Source organism: Modestobacter lacusdianchii (assembly GCF_054177765.1).
This window is the reverse complement of record NZ_JBJJTJ010000003.1, coordinates 175,833-197,440: the sequence shown is the minus strand read 5'-3', so window position 1 is coordinate 197,440 and position 21,608 is coordinate 175,833. Positions and strand designations below refer to the sequence as shown.

The 21,608-nt window shown below is 74.4% G+C and carries 19 protein-coding genes; 10 read left to right on the top strand and 9 right to left on the bottom strand.

All coding sequences use genetic code 11. From position 1 onward, the window contains the following. Positions 1-93 precede the first annotated feature (93 nt). On the top strand, positions 94-1,737 hold the full coding sequence (gene pgi / locus ACJTNH_RS03535) for a glucose-6-phosphate isomerase (RefSeq protein WP_458172894.1): 1,644 nt from the start codon (positions 94-96) through the stop codon (positions 1,735-1,737). Between the two features lie 245 nt (positions 1,738-1,982). Then, positions 1,983-2,819: a PspA/IM30 family protein gene (locus ACJTNH_RS03530; RefSeq protein ID WP_458172893.1), complete on the top strand. Its 837-nt coding sequence runs from the start codon at positions 1,983-1,985 to the stop codon at positions 2,817-2,819. A 65-nt stretch (positions 2,820-2,884) separates the two neighbouring features. Here the strand turns inward: ACJTNH_RS03530 and ACJTNH_RS03525 are convergent, their stop codons facing one another. From ACJTNH_RS03525 to ACJTNH_RS03505, 5 genes are all read right to left on the bottom strand, one after another. Then, a complete protein-coding gene (locus ACJTNH_RS03525; protein ID WP_458172892.1) occupies positions 2,885-3,736 on the bottom strand; it encodes a DNA-formamidopyrimidine glycosylase family protein in 852 nt (283 codons plus the stop codon). A gap of 41 nt (positions 3,737-3,777) precedes the next feature. Continuing rightward, positions 3,778-4,629: a DNA-formamidopyrimidine glycosylase family protein gene (locus ACJTNH_RS03520; RefSeq protein ID WP_458172891.1), complete on the bottom strand. Its 852-nt coding sequence runs from the start codon at positions 4,627-4,629 to the stop codon at positions 3,778-3,780. Between the two features lie 119 nt (positions 4,630-4,748). Then, positions 4,749-5,750 carry a zinc-binding alcohol dehydrogenase family protein gene (locus tag ACJTNH_RS03515; RefSeq protein ID WP_458172890.1) on the bottom strand — a complete coding sequence of 334 codons (1,002 nt, stop codon included), beginning with the start codon at positions 5,748-5,750 and terminating at the stop codon, positions 4,749-4,751. A 57-nt stretch (positions 5,751-5,807) separates the two neighbouring features. Beyond that, complete coding sequence (locus ACJTNH_RS03510; RefSeq protein ID WP_458172889.1) at positions 5,808-6,515, bottom strand: SDR family oxidoreductase; 708 nt, start codon at positions 6,513-6,515, stop codon at positions 5,808-5,810. A gap of 82 nt (positions 6,516-6,597) precedes the next feature. Then, a complete protein-coding gene (locus ACJTNH_RS03505; RefSeq protein ID WP_458172888.1) occupies positions 6,598-7,476 on the bottom strand; it encodes a LysR family transcriptional regulator in 879 nt (292 codons plus the stop codon). Between the two features lie 140 nt (positions 7,477-7,616). On the opposite strand from ACJTNH_RS03505, the gene ACJTNH_RS03500 reads away from it, so the two are divergent. Then, on the top strand, positions 7,617-8,201 hold the full coding sequence (locus ACJTNH_RS03500) for an antibiotic biosynthesis monooxygenase (protein ID WP_458172887.1): 585 nt from the start codon (positions 7,617-7,619) through the stop codon (positions 8,199-8,201). A gap of 6 nt (positions 8,202-8,207) precedes the next feature. Here ACJTNH_RS03500 and ACJTNH_RS03495 read toward each other — a convergent pair whose 3' ends face one another. Both ACJTNH_RS03495 and ACJTNH_RS03490 read right to left on the bottom strand, forming a co-directional pair. Beyond that, the gene (locus ACJTNH_RS03495; protein ID WP_458172886.1) at positions 8,208-12,809 is read right to left on the bottom strand and encodes an ATP-dependent helicase; all 4,602 of its coding nucleotides are present in this window, start codon (positions 12,807-12,809) and stop codon (positions 8,208-8,210) included. 39 nt (positions 12,810-12,848) lie between these two features. Continuing rightward, the gene (locus ACJTNH_RS03490; protein ID WP_458172885.1) at positions 12,849-13,667 is read right to left on the bottom strand and encodes a methyltransferase domain-containing protein; all 819 of its coding nucleotides are present in this window, start codon (positions 13,665-13,667) and stop codon (positions 12,849-12,851) included. Positions 13,668-13,716: 49 nt separating this feature from the next. Here ACJTNH_RS03490 and ACJTNH_RS03485 point away from each other — a divergent pair, with 49 nt between their 5' ends. The 4 genes from ACJTNH_RS03485 to ACJTNH_RS03470 all read left to right on the top strand — a co-directional run bounded on the left by ACJTNH_RS03485 (position 13,717) and on the right by ACJTNH_RS03470 (position 16,805). Further along, positions 13,717-13,938 carry a KTSC domain-containing protein gene (locus tag ACJTNH_RS03485; protein WP_458172884.1) on the top strand — a complete coding sequence of 74 codons (222 nt, stop codon included), beginning with the start codon at positions 13,717-13,719 and terminating at the stop codon, positions 13,936-13,938. Between the two features lie 36 nt (positions 13,939-13,974). Next, positions 13,975-15,120, top strand: a complete 1,146-nt coding sequence (locus tag ACJTNH_RS03480; RefSeq protein WP_458172883.1) for an acyl-CoA dehydrogenase family protein — start codon at positions 13,975-13,977, stop codon at positions 15,118-15,120. Between the two features lie 58 nt (positions 15,121-15,178). Then, positions 15,179-16,453: an MFS transporter gene (locus ACJTNH_RS03475; RefSeq protein WP_458172882.1), complete on the top strand. Its 1,275-nt coding sequence runs from the start codon at positions 15,179-15,181 to the stop codon at positions 16,451-16,453. 157 nt (positions 16,454-16,610) lie between these two features. After that, positions 16,611-16,805: a DUF3046 domain-containing protein gene (locus tag ACJTNH_RS03470; protein WP_458172881.1), complete on the top strand. Its 195-nt coding sequence runs from the start codon at positions 16,611-16,613 to the stop codon at positions 16,803-16,805. A gap of 26 nt (positions 16,806-16,831) precedes the next feature. Here the strand turns inward: ACJTNH_RS03470 and ACJTNH_RS03465 are convergent, their stop codons facing one another. After that, entirely contained in the window at positions 16,832-17,689 is an 858-nt protein-coding gene (locus tag ACJTNH_RS03465; RefSeq protein WP_458172880.1) for an NAD(P)H-binding protein, read from the bottom strand. Positions 17,690-17,792: 103 nt separating this feature from the next. Here ACJTNH_RS03465 and ACJTNH_RS03460 point away from each other — a divergent pair, with 103 nt between their 5' ends. The 3 genes from ACJTNH_RS03460 to ACJTNH_RS03450 all read left to right on the top strand — a co-directional run bounded on the left by ACJTNH_RS03460 (position 17,793) and on the right by ACJTNH_RS03450 (position 20,536). Beyond that, entirely contained in the window at positions 17,793-18,179 is a 387-nt protein-coding gene (locus ACJTNH_RS03460; protein ID WP_458172879.1) for a winged helix-turn-helix transcriptional regulator, read from the top strand. A 183-nt stretch (positions 18,180-18,362) separates the two neighbouring features. After that, positions 18,363-19,397, top strand: coding sequence for a recombinase RecA (gene recA, locus ACJTNH_RS03455; protein WP_458172878.1), 1,035 nt, complete (start codon positions 18,363-18,365; stop codon positions 19,395-19,397). A gap of 251 nt (positions 19,398-19,648) precedes the next feature. Then, positions 19,649-20,536, top strand: a complete 888-nt coding sequence (locus tag ACJTNH_RS03450; RefSeq protein WP_458172877.1) for a regulatory protein RecX — start codon at positions 19,649-19,651, stop codon at positions 20,534-20,536. 211 nt (positions 20,537-20,747) lie between these two features. Here the strand turns inward: ACJTNH_RS03450 and ACJTNH_RS03445 are convergent, their stop codons facing one another. Next, a complete protein-coding gene (locus tag ACJTNH_RS03445; RefSeq protein ID WP_458172876.1) occupies positions 20,748-21,158 on the bottom strand; it encodes a hypothetical protein in 411 nt (136 codons plus the stop codon). Positions 21,159-21,608 lie beyond the last annotated feature (450 nt).

The following is a 21,608-nucleotide window of genomic DNA, read 5'->3' as shown; positions in this document are numbered from 1 at the left end:
AGCCGCCCGGCATGATCGGGTCCGGGGTTTGTGCCGCAGCCGTGCTGCGCACCTGTCCCGTGGAGACCCTGGTCGGACCCTGGAGGCAGCTGGATGGACATCACCGCGACCGACGAGTGGGCGGCGCTGACCGACCACCACCGAGAGGTCGGCACCCGCACGCTGCGCGAGCTGTTCGCCGAGGACGCCGGCCGCGGCACCCGGCTGACCGGCACGGCCGGTGACCTCCACGTCGACTGGTCCAAGCACCGGGTCACCGACGAGACCGTGCAGCTGCTGGTGGCGCTGGCCGAGCGGGCCGGGCTGCCGGAGCGGATCGAGGCGATGTTCCGCGGCGAGCACATCAACGCCACCGAGGACCGCGCCGTCCTGCACGTGGCGCTGCGGGCTCCCGCGTCCCAGCCGCTGACCGTCGACGGGCAGGACGTCACCGCCGACGTGCACGAGGTGCTGGCGAAGATGCGCGGTTTCGCCGACCGGGTGCGGTCGGGGGAGTGGACCGGCCACACCGGTGAGCGGATCCGCGCGGTGGTCAACATCGGCATCGGCGGCTCCGACCTCGGCCCGGCGATGGCCTACACCGCTCTCGCCGACTACAGCGACCGCGACCTCACCGCCCGGTTCGTCTCCAACATCGACCCCACCGACTTCGCCGAGAAGACGCGGGACCTGGACCCGGCCACCACGCTGTTCGTGGTCTGCTCCAAGACGTTCACCACGCTGGAGACGCTGACCAACGCCACCGTCGCCCGCGACTGGCTGCTCGCCTCCGGCGCCGACGAGTCGGCGGTGGCCAAGCACTTCGTCGCCGTCTCCACCAACGCCGACGCCGTCGCCGAGTTCGGCATCGACACCGACAACATGTTCGGCTTCTGGGACTGGGTCGGTGGCCGCTACTCCTTCACCTCCGCCGTCGGCCTGTCGCTGATGGTCGCCATCGGGCCGGACGGCTACGACGAGATGCTCGCCGGCTTCCACGCCGTCGACGAGCACTTCCGCACCACGCCGCTGGCGCAGAACCTGCCGGTGCTGCAGGGCCTGCTCAACGTCTGGTACACGAACTTCTTCGGCGCCCAGACCCACGCCGTCCTGCCCTACAGCCAGTACCTGTCCCGGCTGCCGGCCTACCTGCAGCAGCTGACCATGGAGAGCAACGGCAAGTCGGTGCGGTGGGACGGGCAGCCGGTCACCACCGGCACCGGCGAGGTCTACTGGGGCGAGCCGGGCACCAACGGGCAGCACGCCTTCCACCAGCTGCTGCACCAGGGCACCTCGCTGATCCCGGCCGACTTCATCGGCTTCGGCGAGCCCAACCACGACATCGGCGACATGCACGACCTGCTGATGGCGAACATGTTCGCCCAGAGCGCGGCCCTGGCCTTCGGCAAGACCGCGGAGGAGGTCGCCGCCGACGGCACCGCCGCCGACGTCGTCCCGCACAAGGTGATGCCGGGCAACCGGCCGTCGACCACGATCCTCGCGCCGAAGCTCACCCCCGGCACGCTCGGCCAGCTGGTCGCCTTCTACGAGCACACCGTCTTCGTCGAGGGCGTCATCTGGCAGATCGACTCCTTCGACCAGTGGGGCGTGGAGCTGGGCAAGGTCATGGCCCGCCAGCTCGCGCCGGCCCTGGTCAGCGAGACCGCGCCGCAGATGGACAGCCCGGAGATCGACGCGGACCCCTCCACGGTCGCCCTGGTCGAGCACTACCGCCGGCTCCGCGGCCGCCCCGTCTGACCCCAGCGTCGTCCGCAGCAGTGATCAGGTGACCTGATCCAACACTGTCCCCCCGCACCAGCGTTGGTGCGAGGGGACAGTCGTTGGTGCAGGGGGACGTGCGCCGGGACGTCGTCCGTCGGCCTCGCAGAGTGTGCGGTGGCTGGCCGGGCGAGCGGCCTGGGACGATGATCGGGACAGCGTCGCCCGTGTGCGCGCCGGACCGCCGCCGGCGGAGCGGAGCACCGGATCAGGAGGAAGCCGCCATGCCCAACCCGTTCGTGAAGCTGTGGAAGTACCTGACGGCCTCGGCCAACGACCAGATCGACCAGCGGGCCGACCCGAAGATCCAGATCCAGCAGGCGATCGAGGCGGAGCAGCAGCGGCACCAGTCGCTGAGCAACCAGGCAGCCGCCGTGCTGGGCAACCAGCGTCAGCTGGAGATGCGGCTCAACCGCAAGCTCGGGGACGTCGAGAAGCTGCAGGCCTCCGCGCGGCAGGCGCTGAACCTGGCCGACCAGACCCGGGCGTCGGGTGACGCGGCCAAGGCCGCCGAGTACGAGCAGGCCGCGCAGGCATTCGCCACCCAGCTGGTGAGCGAGGAGCAGGCGGTGGAGGACCTCAAGCGCAGCCACGACGAGGCGCTGCAGGCCGCCGAGCAGGCCAAGGGCGCGGTCGAGCAGAGCCGGATGCGGTTGCAGTCGACGCTGGCCGAGCGCACCAAGCTGATGTCCCAGCTGGAGCAGGCGAAGATGCAGGAGCAGGTCTCCGCGTCGCTGCGCTCGGTGAACGAGCTGTCGGCGCCGGGCAACACGCCCAGCCTCGGTGAAGTGCGCGACAAGATCGAGGCCCGCTACGCCAACGCCCTCGGCCAGGCGGAGCTGGCGCAGAACTCGGTCGAGGGGCGGATGCTCGAGGTGGAGAAGGCGACCATCGACGTCGCGGGTGCCTCCCGGCTCGCCGAGATCCGTGCGTCGATGGGCGGCGGCACCCAGGCGATCAGCGGCAACCAGGCCGCCGGCGCGATCGAGTCCGGCGCCCCCTCGGTCGACGGCACCGCGCTGGGTGCTGAGCAGCCGGCCGAGCGGCCGGAGCGCGCCTGACCCCTCTCGCACCACCGGCGACGGCCGTCCCGCGCACCGCGTGGGGCGGCCGTCGCCGTGTCCGGTCAGGTGGCGGCGATGGACGACGGGTGGCCGGGCTCCCCGGTACGGGCCGACGGGTCGATCGGGCTGCGTGCCGCCTGGCAGGCCGGACACCAGTAGGTGACCCGCTCCTGCGTGTCCGGGCCCTGGTCGCCCAGCAGGATCGTCGTCCGGCACCGGCGGCACGGGCGGCCCCGGCGGCCGAACACCCAGTGGTCCTCGCCGCGCCGGGTCGAGCCGGTCGTGCTCTGCTCCGGGCGGTCGCGGTTGGCCTGCATCAGGGTGCGGGCGCGGGTGACCAGGCCGGGCAGGTCGGCGACGTCGGCGACCCGGGCCCACGGGTGGGTGCGGGTCAGGAACAGCGTCTCGACCTTGTAGAGGTTGCCGATGCCGGCCAGGTTCCGCTGGTCCAGGATCGCCACGCCGATCTGCTCGTCCGGGTGCGACCGGAGGCGGCGCAGCGCCTCATCGAGGTCCCAGTCCGGGCCGAGCACGTCGGGGCCCAGGTGGCCGACCAGCTCGCTCTCCGCGCTGGTCGGCACGATCCGCAGGTCGTGCAGCCGGTACCCGACGCAGTCCCACTCGTCGGTGGAGAGCACGGCGCGGATGCTGTGCGCCGGCCCGCCCTTCCACGGGGTGCCCTTGCGGTAGATGTGCCAGCTGCCGTCCATCCGGTAGTGCGAGCGCAGCGTCCGGCCGTCGGCGAAGCGGGTGAGCATGTGCTTCCCGCGCGGGACGACCTCGGTGACCGTGGCGCCGGCGAGGTCGACCGTGGCCAGCTGGGGCACGCGCAGCTCGCCCGTGGTGAGCGTGGCACCGGCCAGGGCGGTGTTCATCCGCTGCGCCGCCAGCCAGACGGTGTCTCCTTCGGGCATGCCCTGATGATCCCCGGCCGTGCCCACCGGCGCCGCGTGCGTCAGTACGAGGCGCGACGGGCCTCGGTCCCGGGCAGCCCGGTGCGTGCCCGCGGGTCGGCCGGCAGCGGGGTGGCCTGGCAGCTCGGGCACCACCAGGTCACCCGTTCCTGCAGGTCCGGGCCCTGGTCGCCGAGGAGGACGGCCGTGCCGCAGCGGCGGCAGGGGCGCCCCTTCCGGCCGGCGACCCAGTGGTCCTGCCCGCGCCGGGTGATCCCGGTGGTGCTCTGCGCGGGGCGGTCCCGGTTGGCCAGCATGAGGGTGCGGGCCCGCTCCACGAGTGCGCGCAGGTCGGGGACGTCGGCGACCCGGGCCCACGGGTTCACGCCGGTCAGGAACAGCGACTCGACCTTGTAGAGGTTGCCGATGCCGGCCAGGTTGCGCTGATCCAGGACAGCCACGCCGATCTGCTCGTCGGGGTGCGCGCGCAGCCGGCGCAGCGCCTCCTCGATGTCCCAGTCCGGGCCGAGCACATCGGGCCCCAGGTGCCCGACCAGCTCGTGCTCCCGTGCGGTGGGCACCAGGGCCATGTCGTGCAGCCGGTAGCCGACGCACTCCCACTCGCCGGTGGCCAGCACGGCCCGGACGGCGAACGCCGGGCCGCCCCGCCAGCGGGTCCCCGGCCGGTAGACGTGCCAGCTGCCGTCCATCCGGTAGTGCGTGCGCAGCGTCCGGCCGTCGGCCAGGCGGGTGAGCATGTGCTTGCCGCGGGGGACGACCTCGGTGACGGTGGCGCCGGCGAGGTCGACCGCGGCCAGCTGGGGAATCCGCAGCTCCCCGCGGCGCAGGGTGGCGCCGGCCAGCGCGGTGTTCATCCGCTGGGCGGCCAGCCAGACGGTGTCTCCCTCGGGCACGCCGTCCATCGTGCCCGGTGCCGCGCCGCCGTCGCGTCCGGACGGTCGGCGACGGCGCGTGCACGACGGCGGCGGGGACACCGAACCCGGGTCCGCCTCGGCAGCGGACCCTGGCGGGGTCACCGGTGGACGACGACCTTGCCGACCGTGCGGCCGGTCTCGACCAACCGGTGGGCCTCCCGCAGCCCTGCGGCGCTGAAGTCGTCGATCGCCGTGGTGAGCGTGGTGCGCACCCGACCTGCGTCGACCAGGGCCGCGGTCTCCTGCAGGATCCGGGCCTGCTCTGCCAGGTCCGGGGTGCCGAACAGGGACCGGGTGAACATCAGCTCCCAGTGCCAGGTGATGCTCTTGGCCTTCAACGGCAGCAGGTCCAGCCCCACCGGGTCGTCGATCGCGACGACGTCGCCGAACGGCTTGAGGACGGCGGCGAAGGCCTCGACGTTGCCGGTGGAGTGCGGCGTGAACAGGTGGTCGACGCCGGTCGGCGCCACCGCCTGCACCGAGGCGACCAGGTCGGTGTGGTCGACCACCTGGTCCGCGCCCAGGCCGGTCACCCACGTGCGGGACTCGGGCTTGCCGGCGCCGGCGAGCACCCGTACGGACGTCAGCTGCTTGGCCAGCTGGACCATCACCGAGCCGACGCCGCCGGCGGCGCCCAGCACCAGCAGGTCACCGGTGGCCGAGGCGTCGAGACGGAACCGCTCGAACAGCGACTCCCAGGCGGTCAGGGTGGTCAGCGGGAGCGCTGCTGCCTCGGCGAAGCCGAGGGAGACCGGCTTCCGGGAGACGATCCGCTCGTCGACGGCCTGCAGCTCCGCGTTCGACCCGGCCCGGGTGATGTCGCCGGCGTACCAGACCTCGTCGCCGACGGAGAGGGTCTCGACCGCGCTGCCGACGGCCTCGACGACCCCGGCGGCGTCATAGCCGAGCACCTTCGGGTCCTGCTGGGGCTCCAGGCTGGCCCGGACCTTGACGTCCACCGGGTTGACCGAGACGGCGTGCACCCGGACGAGCACGTCCCGGGGCCGGAGGTCGGGGACGGGCACCTCGACGTCCACCAGGGAGTCGGGGTCGGAGACGGGGAGGCCGCGGAGGGCGCCGACGGCGCGCATGGTGGTCATGGCTGGTCCTTCGTGTCGTGTCGTGTCGTGTCGTGTCGTGAGGTGAGGGGTGGGTGATCAGGCGAGCCGGCCGCCGCCGTCGACGTGCAGCGTCGTGCCGGTCAGGAAGGGGTTGGTCATCGCGAACAGGGCCGCCTCGGCCAGGTCGTCGGGCGAGCCGGTGCGGCGGGCCGGGTTCCCGGCGGCCGTCGCGGCGAGGAAGTCGGCCTTGCCGTCGCCGAGGCCGTCCCACGACCCGCTGTCGACGACGCCGGGCGAGATCGCGTTGACCCGCACGGGGGCGAGCTCGACGGCGAGGGCCTGGGCGAGGAACCCCACGGCCCCGTTGGCGGTGGCCATCGCGACCCGTTCCGCGGCCGGCCGCCAGGCGATGAAGCCGGAGAAGAGGGTGAGCGAGCCGGCGATGTCCAGCCGCCCGGCCAGCAGTGCCGGGCCGAACACCTTGGCGTCGAAGGCGCGGACCAGCGACGCGTGGTCGAGCGAGGCCAGCGGGCCGTTGGCGGGCGCGGCGGCGAGGTTGACGACGTGGTCGACGCGACCCAGCCCGTCGGCCAGCGCGGCCACGGACGTCTCGTCCGACAGGTCGACGGTCGCAGCGCGGGCGCCGGCGACCCGGGCGGCGGCAGTGGCCTTCGCGGGGTCCCGGCCGGCCAGCACGACGTCGGCGCCGGCCTGACCGGCCAGCCGGGCGGTGGCGACAGCGATGCCGCCGGTGCCGATGACGAGGACGGAAGCACCGTTCAGACGTTCGGTCGAAGAGGTCATGTCGCCTGCAACGGCACCGCTCGCCGGGCCATGCCCGTCGGCGCATCGATCTTCCGGTCGCCTCCCATAGATGCTCTTGATGTCAAGCGGTGGGGATCCCCTGGTCGACCAGCACGCCGGCGAGGTCCTGTGGCAGCGGATCGTCCCCGCCGAGCAGCACCACGACCTCCCGGTCGAGCGGTGGCTGCAGGGGAGCCGTCACGCCGACCGACCCCGGCCCCACCGCGCTCGCGGGCACGAGGGCGACCCCGAGCCCGGCACCACCCAGCTGGGCGGCGGTGACCGCGTTCCGGGTCCGGACGACGGGCTCGAGCCGCACCCCGGCGGCCGCCGCCAGCCCCTCCAGCCAGGCGCCCAGGCCGTTGCCCGCGGTGAAGCCCACCACCGGGTGCTCGGCGATCCCGGCCCAGGTGCGGGCAGCGGAAGGGGCGGCGAGCGGGTGCCCGGCTGCCAGCACGAGCAGCACCTCCTCCCGGCCCACGACGACCTCCGGGCCGGACCACCTGCTCGGCCGCGGCCCGAGCCCGAGGTCCGCCCGCCCGCCGGCCACGTGGTCGGCGAGGGCGTCGGCGCTGGCGAACTCGGTCAGCTCCACCTCCACCCGTGGATGCCGTCGGCGCCACCGGGCCAGGGCCGGGGCCAGCAGCGGCGCGGTCATGCTCTCGACGCAGGCGACCCGCAGCCGGCCGGTCGCGCCGGCCGCCACCGACCGTCCGAGCCGGGTCACGGCCGCGGCCGCGGCCAGCGCCGCGCGGGCCTCGGCCTCGATGGCCCGCCCGGCCACGGTGGGTCGGACGCCGCGTGGCAGGCGCTCCAGCAACGGCGTGCCCAGCTCGCGCTCCAGGGAACCGAGCTGGTGAGACAGCGCCGGCTGGGAGAGGTGCAGCCGGGCCGCCGCCTCGGTGACCGAACCGTGGTCGAGGACGGCGACGAAGCACTCGAGGGCGCGCAGGGTGGGCACGGGGTGACCGTAGAGCGGATCGGCCCCGGGCGACTGGCCTGCGGGTGGCCGACGAACCGGCGGCCCACCCCGAGGGATGACCTGCTGTGAGAGGGCGGACAGCCGGGAACACCCACCGATCCGTCGGCGCTGAGCCACCCGTGGACGTGACGACCCGACTGCGCAGCCTGACCGGCAGCCCCGTCGATCGAGGGCCCGAGCCGGTGACGGTGACGGTGGCCCGCGTCGTCCGGCCGGAGCAGCACCAGGCCTTCGAGCAGTGGGCTGCCGAGGTGCAGGAGCTGGTCGCCGGCTACCCGGGCGCGCTGGGGTCGTCGCTGCTGCGCCCCGGGGCCGCCAGCGACGAGTACCACCTGGTCTACCGGTTCGCCGACGAGAAGTCGCTGGCCGTGTGGGAGCGCTCGCCGGAGCGGCGGGACGCACTGGAGCGGGTCCGGCGGCTCGTCGAGCAGGAGCGGGTGGCCCGCGCGGTGGGGCTGGAGACGTTCTTCGCCGTGCCGCCCAAGCCGGGACCGGCCTGGCGCAGCTGGTTGCTGACCGTCGCCGTCGTGCTGGCGATGACCTCGACCTTCCAGCTGGCCGCCGGGCCGTTCGTCGGCGGCTGGCCCTGGCCGTTGCGGTTGCTGCTGTCGGCGGTGTTCGTGGTCAGTGCGCTGCGGGTGCTGATGCCCAGGCTCAGCCGGCGGTTCGCGCGGTGGCTGCAGGGCTCCCGCACCCGCAGCTGACCGCGCTCAGCTCCGCAGGCGCAGGCCGCGGGGGGTGGCGGCGAAGCCGGCCGCCTGCAGTGCGGCGGTGAGCGGGCCGGACTCGTGCACCGAGGCCCCGTCGGCCTTCTGCACCGTCATCCGCCCCAGCGCCCCGGACGCGACCGCGCTGGACAGCGCCGTCGCCGCCTCCTTGAGCACGGTCTCCTCCTCGGTCCAGGACAGCAGGGTCTTCCCGCCGCGCTCGACGTAGAGCACCAGCTCGCCGTCGACCAGCACGACCAGCGCCCCGGCCTTGCGGCCGGCGCGGTGGCCGCTCTTCCTGGTGCCGGCCCCGGTGCCCTCTCCCAGGTCGACGGCGTCGTCGGCTCCGGCGGCGACCGCCCGCTCCGGCCAGGGCAGTGCCGCGCCGTAGACGTTGGCCGGGTCGGTGGCGGCCAGCACCACCGGGCCGGCCGGCACCCGGTCGGGGCTGGCGAAGCTGCGCACCCGGTCGATCGACCCGGGCGTGCCGAACTGGGCGGCACCCAGGGTCTCGACGAAGTAGCCGCGCCGCGCCCGGCCGTTCTCCTCGAACGCCCGCAGCACCGGGTAGACGGCGGAGAACCCGCCGGCGACCTGCTCGGCCTGCACCGCACCGCGGGTCAGCACCCCGTGCCGCTCCAGCAGCGCCTCGGCGCGGGCGGTGGTGCGCTTGGTGGGGTTGCCCTCCAGCTCGGGCAGCCGGGACCAGCGGCCGGCCATCGACGGCGGCCCGGTGCGGCTGGGCATCGCCGGGCGACCCAGCCGGGTGCGGCCGTGGCGGGTGCGGTCGAGCCGGGCGCGCGGTGCGGCCGGCTGCCGCTTGTGGGTGCCGCCGCCGGCGAGCCGGGTGCGGAGCGGGGCGAGGGTGTCGTTGGTGAGCGCGCCGGCCCACACGAGGTCCCAGATCTCCTCGGCCAGCGCCGGGTCGTCGGTCGCGCCCACCCGGTCGGAGAGCGAGCGGAAGAACAGGGCCTGGCCACCGGCGAGCTCGTCGAGCAGTGCCGCGCCGTATCCGCCCTCCACCGAGGCGGCGCCGGGTGGCTCGGGCAGCAGCAGGGGCGCGAGGTCGGCGGGCACCAGGGTGACCCAGCCGTCACCGCCGGACAGCCCGCCGGCGCCGGCCCACAGCACCTCGCCGGCGCTGGTCAGCTCGTCGAGCAGAGCGGGGGAGTAGTCGCGCACCCGGGACGGCAGCACCAGGGTCTCCAGCGCCGACGCGGGCACCAGGGCACCGGCCAGCTGCTCGACCACGGCCAGCACGCCGTCCACGCCACGCAGCCGCCCACCGACCGACTGCCAGGACGGGGTGAAGCGGGCGAGGGCGCCGATCGGCACCGGCTCGACCTCCTGGCGCAGCTTGGCCAGCGACCGGCGCCGGACCGAGCGCAGCACGTCGGCGTCGCACCACTCCTGGCCGACCCCGCCGGGGCGGAACTCGCCGGTGACCAGCCGGCCGGTGCCGACCAGCCGCTGCGCCGTGGCGGTGACGACGGCGACGCCCAGCCCCAGCCGGCCGGCCGCGTCGGCCGGCACGAACGGGCCGTGGGTGCGGGCGTAGCGGCCGATCAGGTCGCCGAGCGGGTCGGCCACCGGCTCGGTGAACACCTCGGGCACCCCGACCGGCAGGGCCGTGCCCAGTGCGTCCCGGAGCCGGCCGGCGTCCTCGATCGCGACGTACCGTTCCTCGCCGGCGATCCGCACCACCAGGGCACGGCGGGCGGTGACCAGCTCGGTCAGCCACTCGGCCGGCACCCCCCGCGCGGCAGCCTCGGTGATGGTGAGGTCGCCGACGACCCGCAGCAGGTCGGCTGCGCCGTCGACGTCGCGGGGGTGCCGCTCGGTGGGCAGCCGCTGCAGCTCGGCCTCGATCTCGGCCATCGCGTCGGCGTCGAGCAGCTCACGCAGCTCGGAACGGCCGAGCAGCTCGGCCAGCAGGCCGGTGTCGAGGGCCAGCGCCTGGGCGCGACGCTCGGCCATCGGGGCGTCGCCCTCGTAGATGAACTGGCCGACGTAGCCGAACAGCAGCGACTGGGCGAACGGCGAGGCGGTCTGCGTCTGCACGTCGACCACCCGCACCCGGCGCGACCGGACGTCGCTCATCAGCTCGACCAGCCCGGGCACGTCGTAGACGTCCTGCAGCACCTCCCGGACGGCCTCCAGGGTGATCGGGAAGCCGGAGAACTCAGCCGCCACCGAGAGCAGCTGGGCCGCCCGCTGGCGCTGCTGCCACAACGGGGTGCGCTTGCGCGGGTCGCGCTTGGGCAGCAGCAGCGCGCGGGCCGCGCACTCGCGGAACCGGCTGGCGAACAGGGCGGAGTTGCCGACCTCGGCGGTGACCTCGCGCTCCACGTCGTCCGGGTCGAGGATCGCCAGGTCGGCCTCGGGGGCCTCGCCGGTGGTGTCGGGCAGCCGCAGCACGATGCCGTCGTCGGAGTGCATCGAGGCGACGTCGACGCCGTACCGCTCGCGCAGCCGGGCCGCGAGCACCAGCGCCCAGGGCGCGTTGACCTGCGCGCCGAACGGGGAGTGGACGACCAGCCGCCAGTCGCCGAGCTCGTCGCGGAACCGCTCGACCAGCATCGTGCGGTCGTCGGGCAGGTGACCGGTGGCCTGCTTCTGCTCGGCCAGGTAGGCGAGCAGGTTGGCCGCACCCCACTCGTCCAGGCCCGCGGCGCGGGCGCGCTCGGCTCCGGCCTCCGGGGTCGCGGAGCCGACCTCGCGGAGGAAGGCGCCCAGCGCCCGGCCCAGCTCGAGCGGCCGGCCGAGGGTGTCGCCGTGCCAGAACGGCATCTTCCCGGGCAGGCCGGGCGCCGGGCTGACCAGCACCCGGTCGTGGGTGATCTCCTCGATCCGCCAGGACGAGGACCCGAGCAGGAAGACGTCGCCCACCCGGGACTCGTAGACCATCTCCTCGTCGAGCTCGCCGACGCGGCGGCCGCCGTTCTCGCCGGCCCCGGAGACCAGGAAGACGCCGAAGAGCCCGCGGTCGGGGATGGTGCCGCCGCTGGTGACCGCCAGCCGCTGGGCCCCGGTGCGTGCGGTGAGGGTGTCGGTGACCCGGTCCCAGGTGAGCCGGGGGCGCAGCTCGGCGAAGGCGTCGGAGGGGTAGCGGCCGGCCAGCATGTCGAGCACCGCGTGCAGGGCCGACTCGGGCAGCGAGGCGAAGGCGGCCGAGCGGCGGAGCACGGCGGCGACCTCGTCGACGGTGCGTGGGCGCTCGGAGACCATCGCCACGATCTGCTGGGCCAGCACATCGAGGGGGTTGCGCAGGTACCGGGTCGACTCGATCGCCCCGGCCCGCATCCGCTCGGCGACGACGGCGCTCTGCACCAGGTCGCCGCGGAACTTCGGGAAGATCACGCCCTCGCTGACCGCGCCGACCTGGTGCCCGGCCCGCCCGACCCGCTGCAGCCCGGCGGCGACGTTGGGCGGGGACTCGACCTGGACGACCAGGTCGACCGCGCCCATGTCGATGCCCAGCTCCAGCGAGGAGGTGGCGACGACCGCGGGCAGCTGCCCGGACTTGAGCGCCTCCTCGACCACGGCGCGCTGCTCGCGGGAGACCGAGCCGTGGTGCGCCGAGGCGACCGGCTTGACCTCGGGTGGCAACCCGCCGCCGGAGCCGGCCTGCGCCATCAGCTCGGCCGGGTTCGCGCCGTGCGGCAGCGGTTCACCGGTGGCCCGCTCGTAGGCCAGCTCGTTCAGCCGGCTGGTCAGCCGCTCGGCCAGCCGGCGGGAGTTGGCGAACACGATCGTGCTGCGGTGCGACTCGATCAGGTCGAGCACCCGCTCCTCGACCGCCGGCCAGATCGACGTCCGCGGCTGGTTGCCGGCCGCCGACCCATCGAGCTCCCCGGTCGGCTGACCCAGCTGGCTCATGTCCTCGACCGGGACGACGACCGAGAGGTCCCACTGCTTCTGCGAGGGCGGGGCGACCACCTGCACCGGGCGGCCGCCGGCGAGGAAGGTCGACACCTCCTCGATGGGGCGCACCGTGGCCGACAGCCCGATCCGCTGGGCCGGCCGCTCCAGCAGCTCGTCGAGCCGGTCGAGGGACACCGCCAGGTGGGCGCCGCGCTTGCTGCCGCAGACGGCGTGCACCTCGTCGAGGATCACCGTCTCGACACCGCGCAGCGCCTCCCGTGCCTGGCTGGTGAGCAGCAGGAACAGCGACTCCGGGGTGGTGATCAGGATGTCCGGCGGGCGGCGGGCGAAGGTGCGCCGTTCGTCGGCCGGGGTGTCCCCGGACCGGATGCCGACGGTGATCTCCGGGCGGTCCTGGCCGAGCCGGGCCGCGGCCTGGCCGATGCCGGCCAGCGGTGCCCGGAGGTTGCGCTCCACGTCGACGGCCAGCGCCTTGAGCGGGGAGACGTAGAGGACCCGGCAGCGGGCCAGCGGATCTTCGGGCGGCGGCGCGGCGGCCAGCCGGTCGAGCGACCAGAGGAACGCCGCCAGCGTCTTGCCCGAGCCCGTGGGGGCGACGACCAGGGCGTGCTCGCCGCTGCTGATCGCCGTCCAGGCGCCCTCCTGGGCAGCGGTCGGCTGCTCGAAGGCGCCGGTGAACCACGCCCGGGTGGGTGCGGAGAACCGATCGAGGGCCGACACGCCGTCCAGTGTCCACGCGGGTACGACAGTTCGCCGTGGTCAGCCCGGGCGGCGGGCCTCCAGCAGGTACCGCTGCGACCACGAGACGAGGGCGCCGTCCCGTTCGATCCGCCGGTGCAGCTCGGTCAGCTGCGGCCGGTACCGCTCCACCGAGAAGTCCGGCACGGTCCACACGACCTTGCGCAGGAAGTGCACCACCGCCCCGACGTCACCGAACTCCACCCGGCAGGCCTGCGACCGCAGGTCGACGACGTCCAGGCCGGCGCTGCGGGCGGCGTCGGCGGCCAGTTGCGCGGTGGGCAGGTCCGGCTCGGGTCGTGCGCCGGTCAGTGCCTCGGCCAGCACCCGATGCGTGCCCGAGCCGACGCCCTGGCACAGGTAGGTGCCGCCGGGGGAGAGGACGCGGGCGATCTCCGGCCAGGGCTGCGCGGTCGGGTGCCGGCTGCTCACCAGGTCGAACGCGGCGTCGGGGAACGGGAGCGGTCCGGCGTCCGGGGCCTCGGTCACCTCGCCGCCCCACCGCGCCAGCCGGGCACGGGCCAGGGCCAGGTTGGGCGGCCACGACTCGGTGGCCGCCACCCGCACGCGCCGGCGAGCAGCCCGGGTGAGCGCCCCGGCGCAGACCTCGCCTCCACCGGTCTGCACGTCCAGCGACGCGGTCGCTGCGCCCAGCCGGTCGGCCAGCAGCCCGGCGTAGCCCCAGGCGGGCCGCTCCTCGGTGGCCCGACCGGCGAACCAGGAGAAGTCCCAGCCCGCCGTCGGCGCGGCCGCGCCCTCGGCCACCAGTTCCTCGAACGTCGGCACCGCAGCAGCCTGCGGGGTGGTCGACAGGTCGACAAGTGAATTCGTCGAGGCCACGATGGGATGACACGGGTGTAGTTACACCGTTGTCATCCGGGTGGGTGCCATGCAGCGAGCCGGGGTCGAGTCCTCGAGCGTGCGATGGGTCGGCTACGACCTCGAGGACCACGTGCTGGAGATCGGGTTCGTCGGCGGCGGGGTCTACCACTACCTCGACGTCCCGCCCGAGGCCGCGCTCGCCCTGCTGGAGGCCGACAGCATCGGCCGGCACCTCAACGCCGAGATCAAGCCCGCCTACGAGTGCCGCCCGGTCCACCGCGCGAGCTGACGCGGACTGTCGTACTCCTGCGCCAGACTCTGCGGCATGCGCCACACCCGGTACGAGCCCGAGCACGAGGACTTCCGGCAGAGCGTGCGGGCGTTCCTGGAGAAGGAGGTCGCGCCCTTCCACGACGACTGGGAGCGCGCCGGCATCGTGCCCCGGGAGCTCTGGACGGCGGCCGGCGCGCAGGGCCTGCTCGGCATCGAGATGCCCCAGGAGCACGGAGGTGGCGGGCTGCGCGACTTCCGCTGGTCGTGCGTGCTCAGCGAAGAGCTCACCCGCATCGGCGCCAGCGGGGTCGGCTTCGGGCTGCACAACGACGTGGTCGGCCCGTACCTGCGCGACCTGGCCACCGACGAGCAGCAGCAGCGCTGGTTGCCCGGGTTCTGCGCCGGGGAGCTGATCACCGCGATCGCGATGACCGAGCCCGGTGCCGGCAGCGACCTGCAGGGCATCGCGACCACCGCCCGCCGGGACGGCGACGACTGGGTGCTGTCGGGGTCCAAGACGTTCATCACCAACGGCGTCAACGCCGACCTGGTCGTCGTCGTGGCCCGCACGGACGCCGACGTCCCGGCCTCCCGGGGGCTGAGCCTGCTGGTGGTCGAGCGCGGCATGCCGGGCTTCACCCGCGGCCGCAACCTGGACAAGGTCGGCCTCAAGGCCCAGGACACCGCCGAGCTGTTCTTCGACGACGTCCGGGTGCCCGCGGCCAACCTGCTCGGCACCGAGGGCCGCGGTTTCGCTCACCTGATGGAGAACCTGCCCCAGGAGCGGCTGCACATCGCCGTCTCGGCGGTCGCCTCGGCCGAGACCGTGCTGGCGCTCACCGTCGAGTACGTGACCAGCCGGACGGCGTTCGGCCGGCCGATCGGCTCCTTCCAGCACTCCCGGTTCCTCCTCGCCGAGCTGCAGACCGAGGTGACGATCGCCCGCACGTTCGTCGACGAGTGCGTGCGCCAGCTGGGCACCGGCGACCTCACCGCCACCGACGCGGCGATGGCCAAGTGGTGGACGACGGAGCTGCAGCACAAGGTGGCCGACCGCTGCCTGCAGCTGCACGGCGGCTACGGCTACATGAGCGAGTACCGCGTCTCCAAGGCCTGGCGTGACTCGCGGGTGCAGTCCATCTACGGCGGCACGAACGAGATCATGAAGGAGATCATCGGCCGGTCCATGGGGCTCTGAGCCGGAGGCCAGGAGCGGTGTCCGGTCCACGCCGCCGGGGGTCGGGCAGACTCGCGCCGTGACCGGGACGCCGCTGCTGACCGCCGACCGCGCCGCGGTGCAGCGGCGCACGGTGGCCGTCCTCTCCGCCGGGGTGGCCCTCGGCGGTCTGGGCGTGACCATCGGCATCACCGTCGGCGGCCTGCTGGCCCGCGAGGTGGCCGGCGGGGACGCGGCCGCCGGGCTGGGGCAGACCGCCAGCGTGCTGGGTGCCGCGCTGGTCGCGGTGCCGCTGGCCCGGGTCAGTGACCGGCACGGCCGCCGCGCCGGGCTGGCGCTGGGCTACGGCGTGGCCGTGCTCGGTGCGCTGCTGGTCGTCGCCGCGGCCGCGCTCTCGTCGCTGACGCTGCTGCTCGTCGGTCTCTTCCTGTTCGGTGCCGCCACCAGCAGCGGGCTGCAGGCGCGCTACGCCGCGGCCGACCTGGCCGAGCCCGAGCACCGCGGCCGGGCCCTGTCGCTGGTGGTGTGGGCGACCACGATCGGCTCGGTCCTCGGACCCAACCTGGCCGGGCCGGGGGACGACCTGGGGCGCGCGCTCGGGCTGCCGGCGCTGGGCGGGGCGTTCGTGCTCTCGATCGCGGTGTTCGCCGTCGTCGTCCTCGGCGCGCTGCTGTTGCTGCGGCCCGACCCGCTGCTGCTGGCCCGCCGCCTGGCGGCCGGCACCAGCCCGGCCGGCCCGCCGCCGCGCGCCGGCTCCGGTGCGGCGCTGCGGGCGGTCTGGGCGACCCCCGGCGGGCGCCTCGGCCTGACCGCCGTCGTCGTCTCGCACGGGGTGATGGTCGGGCTGATGGTCATGACCCCGGTGCACATGGGGGCGGGTCACGCCGCTGCCGACGGGACGACGCTGCGGGTGATCGGCCTGGTCATCAGCGTGCACGTCGCCGGCATGTACCTGTTCTCCCCGGTGGTGGGCTGGCTCGCCGACCGGGCCGGCCGCGCGGCGACCGTGGGGCTGGGTGGACTGCTCCTGCTGCTGGCCGCCCTCGTCGCCGGCACCGCGCCCGCCGGGGCCGCTGTCCAGCTGGGCATCGGCCTGTTCCTGCTCGGGCTGGGCTGGTCGTGCGGGCTGGTGGCCGGGTCGACGATGGTCACCGAGTCGGTGGACGCCGACGTGCGGCCGACCGCGCAGGGCGCCACCGACCTGCTGATGGGACTCGGGGCGGCGGTCGCCGGTGCGCTCGGGGGGCCGCTCCTGGCGCTGGGCGGGTTCGGGCTGGTCGCCGTCGTCTCGGCGGCGCTCGTCGTCCCGCTGACGTTCGTGTGGGTGCGCGGGCGTCAGCGCCGGTTGCGGTAGTGGCGGACCATCAGCACCAGCGAGGTCGCGAGCATCAGCGCGATGGCGATCTGCCCGATGGTGTCCCAGGTGGCCGAGCCGGTGCTGGGGATCATCGCCCCAGCCTAGGGCCGCCGGGCGTGCCGCGGGGTGGACGGCGGTGGGTACGGTCGTCGGCGTGCGCCTGCAGGAGTTCTGGTCCCGGATGGAGGGGCAGTTCGGGTCGATCCGGTCGCAGAGCGTGGCCCGCGACCACGTCTTCGGTCAGCTGGGCGGTCTGACCGCCATCGAGGCGATCGACGCCGGCGTGCCGGTGCGCACGGTCTGGCTGGAGATCTGCAAGGAGTACGACGTCCCGCCGAAGGACCGCTGAGCGCCTCCGGCGGGACGGCACGGTGCTCAGCTGCCGAGCACGGTGCGCACGTACTGCGCCGGAGTCGTGGTCGGCCGGCCGATGAGCGTGGACAGCGCGGTGCTGCCGGTGTCCAGTGCCCCCTGGGCGATCGACTGGTCGAGCCCGACGACGAACTCGGCGGTCTGCTGCGGCAGTCCGAGCCCGAGCAGGAACTCGACGTGCTCGGCGGCGCCGAGGTCGCGGTAGGTGACCTCCCGGCCGGACTCGGCGGCCACCGTCGCGGCCAGCTCGGCCAGCGTGAAGGCCTCGTCGCCACCGACCTCCAGGACGCCGGGCTCGGGGGTCTCGGCGGTGAGCACGGCGACCGCGCCGGCTGCGTAGTCGGCCCGGGTGGCCGCGGCGATGCGGCCGCTGCCCGAGCTGCCGACCACCTCGCCGGTCCGCGCCGCCGTCCGGATCTGGTCGTCGTAGTTCTCCAGGTACCAGTTGTTGCGCAGCACCACGGCCGGCAGGCCGGAGTCGGCGAGCAGCCGCTCGGTGGCCACGTGCTCGGGCGCCAGCGGCAGTGAGGTGTCGTCGGCCTTGGGCGCGCTGGTGTAGACGACCAGCCCGACGCCGGCGGCAGACGCGGCCTGCAGCACGTTGCCGTGCTGGGCGACCCGCTGGCCGACCTCGCTGCCGGAGACCAGCAGCAGCCGGTCGGTGCCCTGCAGCGCGGTCTGCAACGAGGCCGGGTCGCTGTAGTCGGCCCGGCGGACCTGGACGCCGCGGTCGGCGAGGTCGGCTGCCTTCTCCGGGGTGCGGACGACGGCGACGACCTCGGCTGCCGGGACGCCGGCGTCCAGCAGTCCGGTGACGACCAGGCGGCCGAGGTGGCCCGTGGCTCCGGTGACGGTGATCAAGGGGACTCCTCCGAGTGCTTGCTGACAGTAGGGCGCTAACGAATCGTTAGTGCCGTCGTGCTGGACGGTACGCTGGCCGTGGTCCTGGAGAGAGGCGGGTGTGGTGGAACAGACGGTCGAGGAGCTGGTGGCTGACGTCTTCAGCCGTGCTTGCACCTCCCGGGAGACGCTGGAGCACGTGACCGGGAAGTGGTCACTGCTGGCGCTGTCGGCTCTCGCGGAGTCGCCGCACCGGTTCGGTGAGCTGCGCCGCCGGATCGAGGGGGTCAGCGAGAAGATGCTGGCCCAGAGCCTGCAGCGGCTGGAGCGGGACGGCTGGGTCCACCGCGAGGTCCGGTCGGCGATCCCGCCGCACGTGGAGTACCGGCTCACCGGTGCCGGCGCCGAGCTCGTCCCGCACCTGCTGGCCCTGATCGAGTTCGTCGAGGCGCGGATGCCGGCCGTGCACGCCGCCCGCGCCGCCGCGGACGCGTCCCGCGGCCCGCGCTGAGCCCGCCTCTCGGCCCGGACGCGCCGATCTCGGCGTGTCACTGGAATCGAACACCTGTTCGGCATACCGTGGCGTCCACAGGTCCGGTCCCCGTCCACAGACGTGCCCGGCCCGCGGAAACTGTCAGACCCCCGCCCTAGCGTCGGCGACGACCCGCTACAGCGACATCCGAAGGTGGCCACCATGGCAACGCTCGACCGCGACAAGGCCCTCGACATGGCCCTCGCCCAGATCGACAAGCAGTTCGGCAAGGGCTCGGTCATGCGACTGGGCGACTCGCCGGAGGTGGCCATCAAGGTCATCCCGACCGGGTCGGTCGCCCTCGACATCGCCCTCGGCATCGGGGGTCTGCCCCGCGGCCGGGTCATCGAGGTGTACGGCCCCGAGGCCTCCGGCAAGACGACGGTCGCCCTGCACGCGGTGGCCAACGCCCAGGCCGCCGGCGGCATCGCCGCCTTCATCGACGCCGAGCACGCGCTCGACCCCGAGTACGCCCGGGCGATCGGCGTCGACACCGACGCGCTGCTGGTCAGCCAGCCCGACACCGGTGAGCAGGCGCTGGAGATCGCCGACATGCTGATCCGCTCCGGCGCGCTCGACATCATCGTCATCGACTCGGTCGCCGCCCTGGTGCCCCGCGCCGAGATCGAGGGCGAGATGGGTGACAGCCACGTGGGTCTGCAGGCCCGGCTGATGAGCCAGGCGCTGCGCAAGATCACCGGTGCGCTGAACAACTCCGGCACGACCGCGATCTTCATCAACCAGCTGCGCGAGAAGGTCGGCGTCGTCTACGGCTCGCCCGAGGTCACCACCGGTGGCCGCGCGCTGAAGTTCTACTCCTCGGTGCGCCTCGACGTGCGCCGGATCGAGACCCTCAAGCAGGGCACCGACGCCGTCGGCAGCCGCGTCCGGGTCAAGGTCGTGAAGAACAAGGTCGCGGCCCCGTTCAAGCAGGCCGAGCTCGACCTCATCTGGGGTCAGGGCTTCAGTCGTGAGGGCGGCCTGATCGACATGGGTGTCGAGCAGGGCTTCGTGCGCAAGTCCGGCGCTTGGTACACCTACGAGGGCGACCAGCTGGGCCAGGGCAAGGAGAACGCCCGCGGCTTCCTGCGCGACAACCCCGACCTGGCCGACGAGATCGAGAAGAAGATCAAGGAGAAGCTCGGCATCGGGGTCGCCGCGCCCGCCGAGGCCGCGGCTGCTCCCGCCGACTTCTGATCGTCCCGGTGTCCGACACGCTGTTCGGCGAGAGCCAGGGCGGCGGGGGCTTCGGGGACGACGCCGGCCGTACCGGCGGCGCGAGTCGCCGGTCCGGCCGGCGTCGTGCCGGTCGCCCGGATGCGACAGCCCGATCGGGCGGGCCGGACGACGGGTCGGCGGGCGGCCCCCGGGGCCGTGGCAAGCGCAGCTCCGGGCCGCAGTGGAGCCGCAGCTCCGCGGCCGGTGACGGCGCCGAGGGTCCCGCCGAGATGGAGGACCCGGAGGCCGTCGCCCGCGGCATCTGCCTGCGGGCGTTGACCGGTGCCGCGAAGACGCGCAAACAGCTGGCCGACCTGCTGGCCAAGAAGGACGTGCCGGCCGATGCCGCAGCCGCGGTGCTCGACCGGTTCACCGAGGTCGGGCTGATCGACGACGCGGCGTTCGCCGCCGCGTGGGTCACCTCCCGGCAGTCCGGTCGCGGGCTGGCCCGTCGGGCGTTGACCGCAGAGCTGCGCGCCAAGGGCGTCGACGACGAGGTGGCGGCCGCCGCCGTGGCCGAGGTCGACCCGCAGGACGAGTGGGACAGCGCACGCGCCCTCGTCGAGCGCAAGATGCCCTCGATGCGCCGCCTCGACCGGGTCGTCGCCGAACGCCGGCTGATCGGGATGCTGGCCCGCAAGGGCTACGGCGGCGGCCTGGCCGGATACGTCGTCCGGGAGGCGCTCGACGCCCTGGCCGACGAGCTCAGGGCCGAGGACGCCGCAGGTGGTGCACCGGCCGCCGCCGAGCACGAAGCCGCCGAGCACGAAGCCGCCGAGCGATCGACCGACGAGGGTCCTGCCACCCGCCGGTCCTCGTTCGGCAACTCGCGCAGCGCTGGGCGCGGCAGCTCCTGGCGGCGGGGCGCCGCGGGGGCGTCCACGGTCGACGAGGAGGTCGACGAACCGCTCCTCGACGACGACCCGAGCGCCCCAGCCCCGGTGCCCTGGTCCCGCGAGCGATCGGCGGCCCGAGCGGCTTCCCCCGCCCGCACCGGCAGCTCGAACGACAGCAGCGACGAGCCGGAGGTCGGCCACGAGGTGGGAGAGGGGTTCGCCCGGCCGATCGGCCGGCTGCGCCCGCTCCCGGGGGAACGGCCGGCTGACGACCTGCCCTGACAGGGGCACCGGCCGACTCCAGCAACGAGATCAGCCGATGCGACGACGTCGCATCGGCTGATCTGCGTTCGGTGCCTCGGTCACCCGGGTGCGGCGGAGGCCGCACCCGGGCGCGTGATCAGGGGAGTGGGCTCGCCGCCCTGATCCCGCCGTCCGCCGTACCGGTGGCGACTCGCGGCGAGGGTCAGGGGTCAGTTGCCCGGACGACGGCTCAGCGGTTGAGCCAGGCGGTGATGTCGATGGCCACGCCGTCCGCGGCCTCCTCGTCGGGGGAGAGCCAGCGGCGGCTGCGCTCCTGGCCGGCGCGCAGCCACAGCTCGATGGCGGTGTCGAACTGCGACATGGTGATCTCCTTGCCGGCGATGGCGCTGGCCGGGCCCAGGAAGGTCACGTCGGACTCGCGGCCGCCGGTGTAGAGCAGCACGACACGGCAGCGCGCGCGGCGGTGGCGGGCCGGCGGCACGGCCTCCCGCACGATGGCCGACTCGGCACCGGCGGCGGAGGCGAAACGCCGGGCGCTGGCCCGGAGCTTGCCGACGAAGATCTGGGTGGTCGTCTCCAGGTCGTTGTCGTCGTCGAGGTCGCGGTGCATGTGGCGCGGCGCGGCGGCAGTCGAGGTCACACCTCCACTCTCGGCAGGGCCGGACCTGATCGTCACCGGCTGAAAGTGCCAACTCGGGCCCAGGACTCGGGCAGTCGGCCAGCCGACCGGGGGCGGTGGGCCAGGTGGGGCGACGGAGAGGGTTGGGACCTCATCCGTCACGCCGGAGGCCCCGGACCCAGCGTGGTCCAGCGCGCGCGGGCACGCGGTCCCTCGCCGGGTCCAGCTGCGTCCCGGGCCCGGCAGTGGCGGCCATGCGTCAGCGGCCGTCGACGCGTCCAGAGGCGTTCACGGGGTCAGAGGCGTCCACGGGGTCATAGGCGTCCACGGGTCAGCGGCGTCCACGGGTCAGCGGCGTCCACGGGTCAGCGGCGTCCATGGGGCAGGGGCGTCCAGGGGTCAGCGGCGTCCACGGGGCAGGGGCGTCCACGGGCAGGGAGCGTCCACGGGGTCTGCGGCGTCCACGGGGTC

What these genes read in the sequence shown, in the direction of transcription:
- ACJTNH_RS03525 (WP_458172892.1), bottom strand. Translation starts at nt 3,736, where the DNA reads ATGCCCGAAGGAGACACCGTCTGGCTGGCGGCGCAGCGGATGAACACC.
- ACJTNH_RS03450 (WP_458172877.1), top strand. Translation starts at nt 19,649, where the DNA reads ATGGAGGACCCGGAGGCCGTCGCCCGCGGCATCTGCCTGCGGGCGTTG.
- ACJTNH_RS03510 (WP_458172889.1), bottom strand. Translation starts at nt 6,515, where the DNA reads ATGACCTCTTCGACCGAACGTCTGAACGGTGCTTCCGTCCTCGTCATC.
- ACJTNH_RS03515 (WP_458172890.1), bottom strand. Translation starts at nt 5,750, where the DNA reads ATGACCACCATGCGCGCCGTCGGCGCCCTCCGCGGCCTCCCCGTCTCC.
- ACJTNH_RS03485 (WP_458172884.1), top strand. Translation starts at nt 13,717, where the DNA reads ATGCAGCGAGCCGGGGTCGAGTCCTCGAGCGTGCGATGGGTCGGCTAC.
- ACJTNH_RS03530 (WP_458172893.1), top strand. Translation starts at nt 1,983, where the DNA reads ATGCCCAACCCGTTCGTGAAGCTGTGGAAGTACCTGACGGCCTCGGCC.
- ACJTNH_RS03480 (WP_458172883.1), top strand. Translation starts at nt 13,975, where the DNA reads ATGCGCCACACCCGGTACGAGCCCGAGCACGAGGACTTCCGGCAGAGC.
- recA (WP_458172878.1), top strand. Translation starts at nt 18,363, where the DNA reads ATGGCAACGCTCGACCGCGACAAGGCCCTCGACATGGCCCTCGCCCAG.
- pgi (WP_458172894.1), top strand. Translation starts at nt 94, where the DNA reads ATGGACATCACCGCGACCGACGAGTGGGCGGCGCTGACCGACCACCAC.